Origin of the sequence: Comamonas squillarum (assembly GCF_025309455.1) — a bacterium.
Classification (GTDB): domain Bacteria; phylum Pseudomonadota; class Gammaproteobacteria; order Burkholderiales; family Burkholderiaceae_C; genus Comamonas; species Comamonas squillarum.
The window spans coordinates 1,330,508-1,343,791 of the sequence record NZ_CP104377.1 but is presented as its reverse complement, the minus strand read 5'-3'; the positions used below and the strand labels follow the sequence as shown (position 1 = coordinate 1,343,791).

General features: G+C 63.7%; 11 protein-coding genes. 10 read left to right on the top strand and 1 reads right to left on the bottom strand.

The annotated features are described in order from the left end of the window. Positions 1 to 18: 18 nt before the first annotated feature. Genes infB through typA form a run of 4 tightly spaced genes read left to right on the top strand, consistent with a single transcriptional unit; the run spans position 19 to position 6,087 of the window. Positions 19 to 2,880 carry a translation initiation factor IF-2 gene (gene infB / locus N4T19_RS06215; RefSeq protein ID WP_116924102.1) on the top strand — a complete coding sequence of 954 codons (2,862 nt, stop codon included), beginning with the start codon at positions 19 to 21 and terminating at the stop codon, positions 2,878 to 2,880. A 6-nt stretch (positions 2,881 to 2,886) separates the two neighbouring features. Beyond that, positions 2,887 to 3,264 (top strand): 30S ribosome-binding factor RbfA, encoded by a 378-nt coding sequence (gene rbfA / locus N4T19_RS06210; RefSeq protein WP_021027862.1) that lies wholly within the window; start codon positions 2,887 to 2,889, stop codon positions 3,262 to 3,264. 4 nt (positions 3,265 to 3,268) lie between these two features. Beyond that, a complete protein-coding gene (truB, locus tag N4T19_RS06205; protein ID WP_116924101.1) occupies positions 3,269 to 4,261 on the top strand; it encodes a tRNA pseudouridine(55) synthase TruB in 993 nt (330 codons plus the stop codon). Continuing rightward, the gene (gene typA, locus N4T19_RS06200; RefSeq protein ID WP_116924100.1) at positions 4,258 to 6,087 is read left to right on the top strand and encodes a translational GTPase TypA; all 1,830 of its coding nucleotides are present in this window, start codon (positions 4,258 to 4,260) and stop codon (positions 6,085 to 6,087) included. Before truB ends, typA begins: the two co-directional genes overlap by 4 nt. A gap of 68 nt (positions 6,088 to 6,155) precedes the next feature. Here the strand turns inward: typA and N4T19_RS06195 are convergent, their stop codons facing one another. Then, positions 6,156 to 7,052: a LysR family transcriptional regulator gene (locus N4T19_RS06195; RefSeq protein WP_260719701.1), complete on the bottom strand. Its 897-nt coding sequence runs from the start codon at positions 7,050 to 7,052 to the stop codon at positions 6,156 to 6,158. 106 nt (positions 7,053 to 7,158) lie between these two features. Between N4T19_RS06195 and N4T19_RS06190 the strand changes: the two genes are divergently transcribed. From N4T19_RS06190 to N4T19_RS06165, 6 genes are all read left to right on the top strand, one after another. Next, entirely contained in the window at positions 7,159 to 8,337 is a 1,179-nt protein-coding gene (locus tag N4T19_RS06190) for a CaiB/BaiF CoA transferase family protein (protein WP_182342035.1), read from the top strand. Positions 8,338 to 8,424: 87 nt separating this feature from the next. Further along, on the top strand, positions 8,425 to 8,862 hold the full coding sequence (locus N4T19_RS06185) for a MaoC family dehydratase (RefSeq protein WP_407928857.1): 438 nt from the start codon (positions 8,425 to 8,427) through the stop codon (positions 8,860 to 8,862). Between the two features lie 50 nt (positions 8,863 to 8,912). After that, positions 8,913 to 9,890: a Bug family tripartite tricarboxylate transporter substrate binding protein gene (locus N4T19_RS06180; protein ID WP_182342033.1), complete on the top strand. Its 978-nt coding sequence runs from the start codon at positions 8,913 to 8,915 to the stop codon at positions 9,888 to 9,890. Between the two features lie 15 nt (positions 9,891 to 9,905). Then, positions 9,906 to 11,063, top strand: a complete 1,158-nt coding sequence (locus tag N4T19_RS06175) for an acyl-CoA dehydrogenase family protein (RefSeq protein ID WP_116924095.1) — start codon at positions 9,906 to 9,908, stop codon at positions 11,061 to 11,063. Between the two features lie 13 nt (positions 11,064 to 11,076). Further along, positions 11,077 to 12,105 (top strand): acyl-CoA dehydrogenase, encoded by a 1,029-nt coding sequence (locus tag N4T19_RS06170; RefSeq protein ID WP_260719700.1) that lies wholly within the window; start codon positions 11,077 to 11,079, stop codon positions 12,103 to 12,105. A gap of 81 nt (positions 12,106 to 12,186) precedes the next feature. Beyond that, positions 12,187 to 13,281: an enoyl-CoA hydratase/isomerase family protein gene (locus N4T19_RS06165; RefSeq protein ID WP_116924093.1), complete on the top strand. Its 1,095-nt coding sequence runs from the start codon at positions 12,187 to 12,189 to the stop codon at positions 13,279 to 13,281. The last annotated feature ends 3 nt before the right edge of the window (positions 13,282 to 13,284 follow it).

The window sequence follows — 13,284 nt, the reverse complement described above, 5'->3', positions numbered from 1 at the left end:
GGAGGCACGGAACAAGATATGTCGAGTAATACTGTCGCCGAGTTCGCTGTTGAACTCAAGAAATCACCGGATACATTGCTGGAACAACTGCAAGCCGCAGGCGTGTCCAAGCACGATGCATCCGATGCACTGACTGAAACGGACAAACAAGCGCTGTTGTCCCATCTGCAGGCCGCCCACGGCGCTGCAGACCGCAAGAAGATCACATTGACCAAGAAATCTACCAGCGAGATCAAACAAGCCGACGCCACGGGCCGGGCACGCACCATCCAGGTGGAAGTGCGCAAAAAACGCACCTTCGTCAAGCGTGACGAAGTGGCTGAGGCCGATTCCGACGAAGCACTCAAGCACGCCGAAGCCAAGCAAAAGGAAGCCGAACACAAGGCTGACCTGGTTAAGCGCGAAGAGGAAGCCCGTCGCGAAGCCGACCTGATCGGCAAGCAAGAAGCTGATCTGGTGCAGCAGCGTGCCGAGCGCGCTGAGCGCGAAGAGCGCGAGCGCAAGGAGCGTGAGGCTGAAGAGCGCGCCGCTGCCTACGTGGCCAAGACGCAAGAGCGCAAGGCCCAGGAAGCTGCCGAGCAGGAAGAAGCTGCGCGCCGCCACGCCCAGGAGCTGGCCGCCCGCAACGAAGCCCAGGCTGAAGCCAAGAAAAAGGCCGAAGACGAATCCAAGGCCCGTGAGGCGGAGGAAACCGCGCGCGCTGTCGATCTGGACGAGCGCCGCCGCAAGGCCCTGGCCGAGGCCGAAGCCATTCGCGCCATGATGAACGCGCCCAAGAAGGTGCTGGTGGCCAAGAAGCCTTCGGAAGAGAAGAAGGAAGTCAAGGCCGCTGATGCCAAGAAGGGCACCTTGCACAAGCCTGCCACGACCGGCACTGGCGCGGCCAAGCCTGCCGCTGGTGCAGCGCCTGGCAACAAGGAAGTCAAGTCGGCCAAGCTGTCCTCGAGCTGGAGCAACCAGAACGACAGCAACGGCAAGAAGAAAGAACTCAAGACCCGTGGTGATTCCTCGGGTGGTGTGGCCGGTCGCGGCAACAACTGGCGTTCGGGCCCCCGTGGCGGCCGTCGCGGCAATGACCGCAACGACCACCGTGGCGCGCAATCGGCTGCGCCGGTGGAAGCACGCGTGCTCGACGTCTATGTGCCCGAGACCATCACCGTGTCCGAGCTGGCCCACAAGATGGCCATCAAGGCGTCCGAAGTGATCAAGTCGCTGATGAAGATGGGCCAGATGGTCACCATCAACCAGCCGCTGGACCAGGACACCGCGATGATCGTCGTGGAAGAAATGGGCCACAAGGCACATATTGCCGCACTGGACGATCCGGAAGCGTTCACCGCCGAAGAAGAATCCCAGGCCGAATCCGAAGCGCTGCCACGCGCGCCGGTCGTGACCGTGATGGGCCACGTCGACCACGGCAAGACCTCGCTGCTGGACTACATCCGCCGCAGCAAGGTCGCTGCGGGCGAAGCCGGCGGCATTACGCAGCACATAGGTGCCTACCACGTGGAAACCCCACGCGGCATGATCACCTTCCTGGACACCCCTGGTCACGAGGCCTTCACGGCCATGCGTGCCCGCGGTGCACAGTCGACCGACATCGTGATTCTGGTGGCCGCTGCCGACGACGGCGTGATGCCCCAGACCAAGGAAGCGATCAAGCACGCCAAGGCCGCTGGTGTTCCTATCGTGGTGGCCATCACCAAGGCCGACAAGCCCGATGCCAACCCCGAACGCGTCAAGCAGGAGCTGGTGGTCGAGCAGGTGGTGCCCGAAGAATACGGTGGTGACTCGCCTTTCGTGGCCGTGTCGTCCAAGACCGGCCAAGGCATTGACGAGCTGCTCGAGCAAGTGCTGCTGCAGGCCGAAGTGCTGGAACTCAAGGCGCCGGTGCAAGCCAATGCCAAGGGTCTGGTGATCGAAGCCCAGCTGGACAAGGGCCGCGGCCCGGTGGCCACAGTGCTGGTGCAGTCCGGTACCTTGAAGGTGGGCGATATCGTGCTGGCCGGTCAAACCTATGGCCGCGTGCGTGCCATGGTCGACGAAGACGGCAAGGTCGCCAAGGAAGCCGGTCCATCGCTGCCCGTGGAAATCCAGGGTCTGTCGGATGTGCCGCAGGCTGGTGACGACTTCATGGTGCTGCCCGATGAGCGCCGCGCCCGTGAAATCGCGACCTACCGCGCTGGCAAGTTCCGCAACACCAAGCTGGCCAAGCAACAAGCGGCCAAGCTGGAGAACATGTTCGCCGAAATGGGTGCGGGCAACGTGCAGTCGCTGCCGATCATCATCAAGGCCGACACCCAGGGTTCGCAAGAAGCACTGGCTGCCTCCTTGCTCAAGCTGTCGACCGACGAGGTCAAGGTGCAGATGGTCTACACCGGCGTGGGCGGTATCAGCGAGTCGGATGTGAATCTGGCGCTGGCCTCCAAGGCGATCGTGATCGGTTTCAACGTGCGTGCCGATGCGCAAGCGCGCAAGACCGCCGAGAGCAACGATGTCGATATCCGCTACTACAACATCATTTACGACGCTGTCGATGAGTTGAAGGCGGCCATGTCCGGCATGCTCGCTCCCGAGCAACGCGAAGAGATCATCGGTATGGCCGAGATCCGCACCGTGTTCGTGGCCTCCAAGATCGGTACGGTGGCTGGTTCGTACATCACCCAGGGTCACGTTACCCGCAATGCACACTTCCGTCTGCTGCGCGACAACGTGGTCATCTACACCGGTGAGATCGACTCACTGCGCCGCCTCAAGGACGACGTCAAGGAAGTCAAGGAAGGCTTCGAGTGCGGTATCAAGCTCAAGAACTACAACGACATCAAAGAAGGTGATATGTTGGAAGTCTTTGAGATCAAGGAAATCGCTCGTACGCTGTAATTTCCGATGGCAACTCGCAAGAAAACTGCTGCGCCCAATCGCAGCTTCAAAGTCTCCGACCAGATCCAGCGCGATCTGTCGGAGCTGATCGCCCGTGAGTTGAAGGACCCACGTGTGGGCATGGTGACGCTGCAAGCCGTTGAGGTGACGCCTGACTATGCCCACGCCAAGGTCTATTTCAGCTTGCTGATCGGTGACCCCGACCAGACCCAGGACGCACTGAACCAGGCAGCTGGCTTCTTGCGCAATGGACTGTTCAAGCGCCTGCATATCCACACCGTGCCGACCTTGCACTTCATCTACGACCGCACCACCGAGCGTGCCGCCGACATGAATGCCTTGATCGCCAAGGCCGTGGCATCGCGCGGACCCGAGGAAGGCTGATCGCATGCATGCCTCTCGCACACGGGTGCAGCGGCGCCCTGTGCACGGGGTGTTTCTGCTCGATAAACCCATTGGCTTGTCCAGCAACGACGCTTTGCAAAAAGTGAAGTGGCTGCTGCGCGCCGAAAAAGCGGGCCATACCGGCACGCTAGACCCATTGGCTACGGGTGTGCTGCCGCTGTGTTTTGGCGCGGCCACCAAGTTCAGCCAATTGCAGCTCGATGCCCCCAAGACCTATGAGGCCTTGGTGCACCTGGGTGCTACCACCACCACCGGCGACGCCGAGGGCGAGGTGCTGCAGACCTGGGAGGTGGATGGGGAGGCGCTGACGCCCGAGACCCTGGACGCCGTGGCAGCCCGGTTTACCGGCCCCATCAGCCAGGTGCCACCCATGTACAGCGCGCTCAAGCGCGATGGCAAGGCACTCTACGAATACGCCCGCGCCGGCATCACGCTCGAGCGTGAGCCGCGTGCTGTCACCATCTTGCATCTGACGCTGTCGCGTGTGCAAGAAGAGCAGGACTTTGTCGCGCTCAAGATGACGGTGCGCTGCAGCAAGGGCACCTATGTGCGTACGCTGGCCGAGGATATTGGCCAGGCGCTGGGCTATGGCGCGCATTTGCGCAGCCTGCGCCGCATAGAAACCGGTGGGATCGACCTGTCCCGCTGTATCAGCCTGCAAACCCTGGAAGCGACGCCCGATGCGGAGCGCCTGCACACCGTGTTGCCTGTCGACACGTTGCTGGCAGCGCACACCCGTGTCACGCTCGATGGTGATAATGCAGGCAGATTTTTGTCCGGCTTGCGCCGGCGGGGTGAATGGGCCGATGCCGATGCAGTGGCCGTTTATGGAGAAGAGCCTCCTGCGCTTTTGGGTGTGGCACACATCCGGGCGCGCGAGCTCATTCCCGACCGCCTCCTAAGCCCCGTCGAGATTCAACAAATTTTGGAAGGAACGCCGCGCCCACAAGCCAGCGGCATTTTGGAAACATCATGAGCAAACAAATCCGCAATATTGCGATCATCGCCCACGTTGACCATGGCAAGACGACCATGGTGGACCAGCTGCTGCGCCAGTCTGGTACCTTCGCCGAACACGAAAAAGTCGTGGACACCGTGATGGACAACCACGCCATCGAGCGTGAGCGCGGCATTACCATCCTGGCCAAGAACTGCGCCGTGTCCTGGAACGACACCCACATCAACATCCTCGACACCCCCGGTCACGCGGACTTCGGCGGTGAAGTGGAGCGCGCGCTGTCCATGGTGGACGGTGTGGTGCTGCTGATCGATGCGCAAGAAGGCCCCATGCCCCAAACGCGTTTTGTGACCAAGAAGGCCCTGGCCTTGGGTTTGAAGCCCATCGTCGTGGTCAACAAGGTCGACAAGCCCGGTGCCAACCCTGACAAGGTCGTCAACGCTGCGTTCGACCTGTTCGACAAGCTGGGCGCGACCGATGAACAGCTGGACTTCCCCGTGGTCTACGCCTCGGGCATCAACGGCTGGTCGTCCAAGGAAGAAGGCGAGCCAGGCGCGCAATGGGGCCCCGACATGTCGGCCCTGTTCGAAACCATTCTGGAACACGTGCCATCGGTGCAGGGCGACGCGACTGCACCGCTGCAGATGCAAGTCTCGGCGCTGGACTACTCCACGTTCGTGGGCCGTATCGGCGTGGGCCGTATCACCCAGGGCACGCTCAAGCCAGGCCAGCAGGTGGCCGTGATGGCCGGCCTGGATGGCAAGAGCTACACCGGCAAGATCAACCAGGTCCACACCTTCCAAGGTATTGACCGCGTGCAAGCGACCGAAGCCGGTCCTTCCGAGATCGTGCTGATCAGCGGTATCGAAAACATCGGTATCGGTGAGACCGTGACCGACCCGACCAACCCCCAGCCGCTGCCGATGCTCAAGATCGACGAGCCGACGCTGACGATGAACTTCTGCGTGAACACCTCGCCTCTGGCAGGTCGTGAAGGCAAGTACGTGACCAGCCGCCAGATCTGGGACCGCCTGCAAAAGGAACTGCGCTCCAACGTGGCCCTGCGCGTCAAGGAAACCGACGAAGACGGTATCTTTGAAGTGGCTGGCCGTGGTGAACTGCACCTGACCATTCTGCTCGAAGAAATGCGCCGCGAAGGCTACGAGCTGGCCGTGTCCAAGCCACGCGTCGTGATGCAAATGATCGACGGCGTGCGCCATGAGCCTATCGAGCTGGTGACGGCTGACATCGAAGAAGGCCACCAAGGCGGCGTGATGCAAGCGCTGGGCGAGCGCAAGGGCGAGCTGGTGAACATGGAACCCGATGGCCGCGGTCGCGTCCGTCTGGAATACCGCATTCCGGCCCGTGGCCTGATCGGCTTCACCAACGAATTCCTGAACCTGACCCGCGGTTCCGGCCTGATCGCCAACATCTTCGACAGCTACGAGCCGCACAAGGGCGAAATCGGCGGCCGCAAGAACGGTGTGCTGATCTCGATGGACGACGGTGAAATCTTCACCTACGCGCTGGGCAAGCTCGACGACCGTGGCCGCATGTTTGTGAAGCCCAACGACCCCGTGTACGAAGGCATGATCGTCGGTATCCATAGCCGTGACAACGACCTGGTGGTGAACGCTACGCGTACCAAGCAGCTGACCAACTTCCGCGTGAGCGGCAAGGAAGACGCGATCAAGATCACGCCTCCAATCGAGCTGTCGCTGGAATACGGCGTGGAGTTCATCGAAGAAGACGAGCTGCTGGAAATCACCCCCACCAGCCTGCGCGTGCGCAAGCGCCACCTGAAGGAACACGACCGCAAGCGCGCATCGCGCGAAAACGCATAATCTGCGCTGCGGCGTGATCCAACACCAGCAAAGGCCGCATCTGCGGCCTTTTTTGCGTTCTGGGGGAGTCAGCCCATGGGCTGGAGCTTGAGCAGCAGCTCCTTCAAACGCTGGGCCGTGGCCACTGGTTGGTGCTGGTTCAGCGCCAGCGCAATGCCGATCTGGGGCAGATGCTGGGTGTCGGTCAGCTCGCGGAAGATGACGCCAGGTGTCGCGGCCTTTGCGACCACGGCCGGCACCAGCGCCACGCCCAGGCCTGCGCCCACCAGGCTCACCAAGGTCTGCGCCTGCACGGCATGCTGTTTGATCTGCGGCATAAAGCCGGCGTTCTGGCAGGCCAGCACCACCAGTGCATGCAGGCCTGGCACTTCGCTGGGGCGGTAGTTCACAAAGGGCTGGTCGGCCAGGTCGATCAGCTGCAGGCTGTCCTTGATCTGCAGCGGGTTGCCAGCGGGCAGGGCGGCAATCAGGCGGTCGGGCTCGACGGGGGTGATGGACAGCTCGGTGGCCTGCGTGACGGGATAGCGCAGCAGACCGGCATCAAAATCACCGCTGGCCACCTGGGCGCAGATCTCGCGCGTCGTGGATTCGGTCAGCACCAGGTCGATCGCCGGGTAGGCGGCCCGAAACGCCTGCACCAGCTTGGGGATCAGCGAGAACGTGGCCGAGCCGATAAAGCCGATATGCAGGCGCCCGAGCTCGCCACTGGCGGTGGCCTGCGACACGGCCTGTACCTGCCGGGCATGGTAGAGCGCAAGCTTGGCGCTCTCCAGCGCAGCCCGGCCTGCATCCGACAGCACCGTGCCGCGCCGGTCACGCTCGAACAGCTGTACCCCTAGGTCGTCTTCGAGCTTGCGGATCGACTGCGACAGCGGCGGCTGCGACATATGCAGCTGCTCAGCGGCCTGGCGGTAGTTCAGGGTTTGCGCCAGGGTGACAAAGTGGCGCAGTTGGCGCAAGTCCATTGATATCTCCTGTGTATCAGTACCTGTCAATTGCGACATAGACACAGTTGTGAAACATATCAAATAATGCCATTCATCGCTATCACCACAACGACGGAGACAAGCCTTGAGTGCATTGACAGGCCTGCGGGTGCTGGACCTATCCAGCGTGATTTTCGGGCCGCTGGCCAGCCAGGTGCTGGCCGATTACGGCGCCGAGGTGATCAAGATCGAGCCGCCTGGCGGCGACTCCACACGCTACACCGGGCCGGCGGCCGAAGCCGGCATGTCCGCGCTGTTCATGGGTTCGAACCGCAGCAAGAAGAGCGTGGTGCTGGACCTGAAGGCGCCCGAGGCCCAGGCGGCGCTGCATGCGCTGCTCAAGACTGCCGATGTCTTCATGCACAGCATGCGGCCGCAAAAGCTCGCCAAGCTGGGGCTCGACCCAGTGCGGCTGCGCGCCCAGTACCCGCGCCTGGTCTATGTGGGCCTGCATGGCTTTGGTGAGGACGGCCCCTATGCCGGCCTGCCAGCCTACGACGATGTGATCCAGGGCATGAGCGGCCTGGCCGACCTGATGGAGCGCCAGACCGGCGAGGCCCGCTACCTGCCCACGATTGCGGCCGACAAGACCTGTGGCCTGGTCGCAGCGCATGCGGTGATGGCGGCCTTGTTCCAGCGCGAGCGCACGGGAGAGGGCAGCTTTGTCGAGGTGCCGATGTACGAGACCATGGTGGGCTTCAACCTGGTCGAGCATTTCTACGGCATGCATTTTGAGCCCGCGCTCAGCGGCGCTGGCTACCCGCGCGTGATGGCGCCCTGGCGCAAGCCCTACAAGACGCTGGACGGCCATGTCTGCATGATGCCCTACACCGATGGCCATTGGCGCCGCTTTTTTGCTGCCGTGGGCCAGCCCGCGCTGGCGCAGGACGAGCGCTTTGCCACCCAGGCCCAGCGCACCCGCCATATCGCGATCCTGCTGGAGACCATGAGCAGCTATGTCGCGCAAAAAGACACCGCCTACTGGCTGCAAACCTGCGAGGAGCTGGAGATTCCTGCGGCGCCTGTCGCGCGCATGGACGACCTGCCGCGTGACCCGCACCTCAAGGCCACCGGCTTTTTTGTCGAGCAGCACGACCCCGCCATGGGCACCGTGCGTTTTCCGCGCTCTTCCGTGCGCATCGATGGCGCGCAGGCGCCCATCGGCATGCCGCCGCGCCTGGGTGAGCACACCGAGCAGCTGCTGCGCGAAGTGGGTTGGGACGATGCCCGCATTGCGGCGTTGCAGCCCTCCATCGCTGAATGAACCTCTGAGAGTAACAAGGCCATGACCGCCCAAAACTGGATTTCTTCAACCGACAACCGCGCCGCCGCACTGGCAGGCACTGCCCGCATGGGCCAGGGCTTTGTCTGGCAGGACCTGCAGGTCGGCCAGCAGCTGCGCACCTTCCGCCGCACGGTGACGGAGACCGACCTGGTTAACTTCATCAATACCACCGGCATGCTCGAGGCCATCTTTATCGAAGACGGCTACGACGGCGGCGCGATCCGCGGCCGGCCGGTGCCCGGTGCACTCACCTATACCTTGATCGAAGGCTTCATCCTGCAAAGCATGATCCAGGGCACGGGCCTGGCGATGCTGGAGTTGCACCAGAAGATCCTGGGCCCGGTAGTGGTGGGTGACACGATCGAGGCGCTGGTGGAGGTGACCGATATCAAGCCGACCAGCAAGGGCGGCCGGGCGGTGGTGACCTCGCGCATCGAGGTCTATAACCAGCGCCAGGAGCAGGTGATGGTCTATACCGCCGTGCGCCTGCTCGCTGGGCGCTAGGCGATCACAGCAACCCGCGTGAGATGAAAAAACACATACAGGAGACAAAGATGCAATATGGTTTGGTACGTCGTTCCGCCTTGCTGGCCCTGGCGCTGGTTGCTGTTGGTGGGGCTGCGCAGGCGCAGGACCCCTGGCCCAGCCGGCCGATCACCCTGGTCGTGCCGTTCCCGCCGGGGGGGCCCACCGATATGGTGGCGCGCGTGCTGGCCCAGCAGGTGGGCCAGCAGCTGGGGCAGACGGTCATCGTCGACAACCGGCCCGGTGCCAACGGCAATATCGGCAATGCGCTGGTGGCCAAGGCGGCGGCCGATGGCTACACGGTGCTCTACAACACCTCGTCGATTGCGCTCAGCCCCTCGCTGTACAAAAAGCTCAGCTATGACGTGGCCAAGGACCTGCGCCCGGTCGCATTGACCGCGGTGGTGCCGCTGGGCCTGGTGGTCAACCCCAAGGTGCCCGCCAACACCGTGCAAGAGCTGGTGAAGTACGCGCAGGACAACAAGGGCAAGCTCTCCTACGGCTCGGCCGGCAACGGCAATGTCACGCACCTGGCCGCCTTTCAGGTGGTGCAGCACTATGGCATCGACGCCAGCCATGTGCCCTACAAAGGCAGCGCCCCGGCTGATGTGGACCTGGTAGCGGGCCAGATCGAGTTCATGACCGACACCATCAACTCGGTCGCGCCCTTCATCAAGGACGGCAAGCTCAAGCTGCTGGCAGTCAGCACGGCCCAGCGCATTCCGAATTTTCCCAACGCTCCCACCTTGGCTGAGAGCGGCATGACCGGCTTTGAGGCTGGCGCCTGGCAGGGCGTGATGGTGCCGGCCAGGACGCCCGATGCTGTGGTGCAGCGCCTCAATGCCGAAATCTTGAAGGCGCTCAAGGACCCCGGCGTGCTGGAAAAACTGCGCTTGCAGGGCACCGAGCCGCTGGGCTCCACGCCGCAGGCCTATGGCGACTATATCCAGAGCGAGATCAAGCGCTGGGCCGGCGTGGTCAAGAGCACGGGCGTGTCCCTGGATTGAACGAAAGCGAAGAACATGACGATTTTGAACGGACTGGCGCTGACGCGCATTCCGCCCGAAGGCGAAGCGCTGCGCGCCCAGGTGCGGGCCTTTTTGCAAGAGGCGGTCAAAGACATTCCTGCCCATATCCGCGCCAAATCCTGGAGCGGGTATGACCCGGCCTTCAGCCGCAAGCTGGGCGAGAAGGGCTGGCTGGGCATGACCTTTCCCACCGCCTATGGCGGCCACGCGCAGGGTGCGTTTGCGCGCTATGTGGTGGTCGAGGAGCTGCTCAATTTTGGCGCCCCGGTCGGCTCGCACTGGATTGCCGAGCGCCAGAGCGCGCCCTTGATCCTGAAATACGGCACCGAGGCGCAAAAGCAGCGCTATGTGCCGCAGGTGGCGCGCGGCGAGAGCTTTTTCTGCATCGGCATGAGTGAGCCCAATGCTGGCTCGGACCTGGCCAGCGTGCGCACGCGCGCCACGCCCAACGATGCGGGTTGGCTGCTGAACGGCCAGAAGATCTGGACCACCAACGCTCAGCACTGCCAGTACATGATTGCGCTGGTGCGCACCTCGGGCGAAGCAGCGGACCGCCAGAAAGGCCTGTCGCAACTGATCGTCGATTTGAGCCTGCCGGGCGTGACGGTGCGGCCCATCGAGGACATGTCGGGCGACCGCCATTTCTGCGAGGTCTTCTTTGACAATGTGCAGCTCGCACCCGATGCGCTGGTGGGCGCCGAAGGCCAGGGCTGGGAGCAGGTGACGGCCGAGCTGGCCTTTGAGCGCAGTGGGCCCGAGCGCCTGTTCTCGTCGGTGGTGCTGCTGGACCAGTGGCTGGCCTTTTTGCGCACGCAAGCGGCGCCGCGCGCCGAATCCCTGAAGCTGGCAGGCCAGATCCTGACGCGCCTGGCGCCGCTGCGTGCGCTGTCGGTGGCGGTGCAGGAAAAGCTGGTGCAGGGCCAGAGCCCCATCGTCGAGGCCGCCTTGGTCAAGGACCAGGGCACGGTGCTGGAGCAGTTCATACCGGCTGCGATTGCCGATGACCTGATGGCGCTGGAGGGCGAAGCCGTGCCGCACGAGCTGCTGCTGACCCTGAACTACCTCACCCTGGTATCGCCGTGCTACACGCTGCGCGGCGGCACCCGCAGCATTTTGCGCGGCATGATCGCGCGCGGCCTGGGCCTGCGTTGAGCGCAAGGAGAAGATGATGGACCATTTGATTACCGAGGCCCTGCGCGACCTGCTGACCGGGCAATGCACGCCCGCTGTGGTGCGCGCGATCGAGAGCGAAGTGGCTGCCGGCCAGAGCCCTGCCGCTGCGGCGCTGTGGCAGCAGATTGAAGACACCGGCTTTGCCGACCTGCTGCTGAGCGAAGAGGCTGGCGGCGCCGGCCTGGCCTTGCGCGATGCCTTTGGTGTCTGGGATTTGCTGGGCCAACACGCGATGCCGCTGCCGCTGGCAGACACCATGCTGGCGCGGGCCTGGCTGGCAGCTGCCGGTGTGGCGCTGCCGCAGGGCGCCATCGCCTTGACGCCAAAGCTGGCGGCAGCCGAAGGTGGCCTGCGGGCCAGCGGTGTGCGCGGCGCCCGCGTAGCGTCCTGGGTGCTGGGCCAGCAGGGCGCTGATCTGTGGCTGCTGCCGGTGGCCACCGCGCAGGTCAGTGCCAGCATTTTTGTGCTCGATGCGGATCTGCACTGGCCCGAAGCCGCGCTGGCCTCGGCCACACGGGTGCCGGCCGCAGCGTCGTTGCTGGTCGCCCAGGCCGGGCTGGTGTCGGCCTTGCTGGCGGGCAGCCTGCTGACGGTGTTTGAGAGCACCTTGAACTTTGCCAACGAGCGCCAGCAGTTTGGCCGCCCGATTGGCAAGTTCCAGGCGATCCAGCATGAGCTGGCGGTGATGGCCGAGCATGTGAGCGCCGCGCGCATGGCCGCGCAGATCGCCTGCGAGGCCGATGGCGTCGCGGCAGACCCGCTCAAGGTGGCCGTGGGCAAGGCGCGCACCAGCGAGGCAGCGGTGGAGGTGGCATCGCTCGCGCATTCGATCCACGGCGCGATCGGCTTTACCACCGAGTTTGATCTGCAGCTCTACACCCGCCGCCTGCACCTGTGGCGCCAGACGGCTGGCAGCGAAAGCTATTGGCAGCTGCAGGCCGGCCAGGCGCTGCTGGCTGCTGGCGGCATGGCCCTGGATGTGATCCGCGAGATCACGGACAGCCGCGCCGCCGTAGCCTGATTTGGCACCTGATTGACCGCAGCCCGCGCCGTTTTTCGGCTATGGTGGCGGTTGTTTTTAGAAGAATCAGGAGTCATGCTTATGTCGGTCTACACCGAAGATGTGCAAAGCGAAGTGCGTGGTCAGCTGGGCTTGATCACGCTCAACCGGCCCAAGGCGCTGAACGCCTTGTCGCTGGCCATGGTGCGCGAACTGCGCGATGTGCTGCTGCGCTGGCAGCAGGACGAGAAGGTGCTGGCCGTAGCGATCCGGGGCAGCAACAAGGAGGGCGCCTTTGGCGCCTTCTGCGCTGGCGGCGATATCCGCTTTTTGCATGCGGCCGGCATGGCAGGCAATCCCGAACTGGAGGATTTCTTCAGTGAGGAATATGCGCTCAACCACCTGATCCACCATTTCGGCAAGCCCTATATCGCCTTTATGGATGGGATCGTGATGGGCGGCGGCATGGGCATCAGCCAGGGCGCAAGCCTGCGCATCGTCACCGAGCGCACCAAGATGGCCATGCCCGAGACCGCCATAGGCCTGTTCCCCGATGTGGGCGGCGGCTACTTCCTCTCGCGCTGCCCCGGCCATGTGGGCGAGTACCTGGGCCTGACGGGACAGATGATTGGCGCGGCCGATGCGCTGGCCTACCAGCTGGCCGATGGCTACCTGGAGAGTGCGCAGCAGCAGGCGCTGTGGGACGGGCTGGCCAGCGGCAGCTTTGCCAACGGCCAGGCCGTAGAAGCCTTTGTCAAAGCCGCTTTGGCGTCCGCACCAGAACGTGCTAACAACCCCGATGCCGAGATCGCGCAGTACTTTGGCCTGGCTGATGTGCCGGCCATCATCGCTGCGCTGGAGGCGGGCAGCAGCGACTTTGCCCGCACCACCGCCGAGACCCTGCGCAAGCGCTCGCCGCTGATGCTGTTTGTCGTGCTCGAGCAGATCCGCCGTGCACGCGGCATGGGCCTGGCCGAAGACCTGCGCATGGAGCGCGACCTGGTGCGCCACTGCTTCTATTTGCGCCCCGACCGCAAGAGCGAAACGCTCGAAGGCATCCGCGCGCTGGCGGTCGATAAGGACCACCATCCCCGCTGGAGCCCCGCCCGCATTGAAGTGGTGGACCTGCAGGAAGTGGCGCAGATGTTTGCCAGCCCTTGGCCGGCTGAGGCGCACCCGCTGCTGGCGCTGAACTAAGAG

Excerpts from the sequence above, each read along its gene's own strand:
- infB (WP_116924102.1), top strand. The coding sequence starts at position 19 with ATGTCGAGTAATACTGTCGCCGAGTTCGCTGTTGAACTCAAGAAATCA.
- rbfA (WP_021027862.1), top strand. The coding sequence starts at position 2,887 with ATGGCAACTCGCAAGAAAACTGCTGCGCCCAATCGCAGCTTCAAAGTC.
- truB (WP_116924101.1), top strand. The coding sequence starts at position 3,269 with ATGCATGCCTCTCGCACACGGGTGCAGCGGCGCCCTGTGCACGGGGTG.
- typA (WP_116924100.1), top strand. The coding sequence starts at position 4,258 with ATGAGCAAACAAATCCGCAATATTGCGATCATCGCCCACGTTGACCAT.
- N4T19_RS06195 (WP_260719701.1), bottom strand. The coding sequence starts at position 7,052 with ATGGACTTGCGCCAACTGCGCCACTTTGTCACCCTGGCGCAAACCCTG.
- N4T19_RS06185 (WP_407928857.1), top strand. The coding sequence starts at position 8,425 with ATGGGCCAGGGCTTTGTCTGGCAGGACCTGCAGGTCGGCCAGCAGCTG.
- N4T19_RS06180 (WP_182342033.1), top strand. The coding sequence starts at position 8,913 with ATGCAATATGGTTTGGTACGTCGTTCCGCCTTGCTGGCCCTGGCGCTG.
- N4T19_RS06175 (WP_116924095.1), top strand. The coding sequence starts at position 9,906 with ATGACGATTTTGAACGGACTGGCGCTGACGCGCATTCCGCCCGAAGGC.
- N4T19_RS06170 (WP_260719700.1), top strand. The coding sequence starts at position 11,077 with ATGATGGACCATTTGATTACCGAGGCCCTGCGCGACCTGCTGACCGGG.
- N4T19_RS06165 (WP_116924093.1), top strand. The coding sequence starts at position 12,187 with ATGTCGGTCTACACCGAAGATGTGCAAAGCGAAGTGCGTGGTCAGCTG.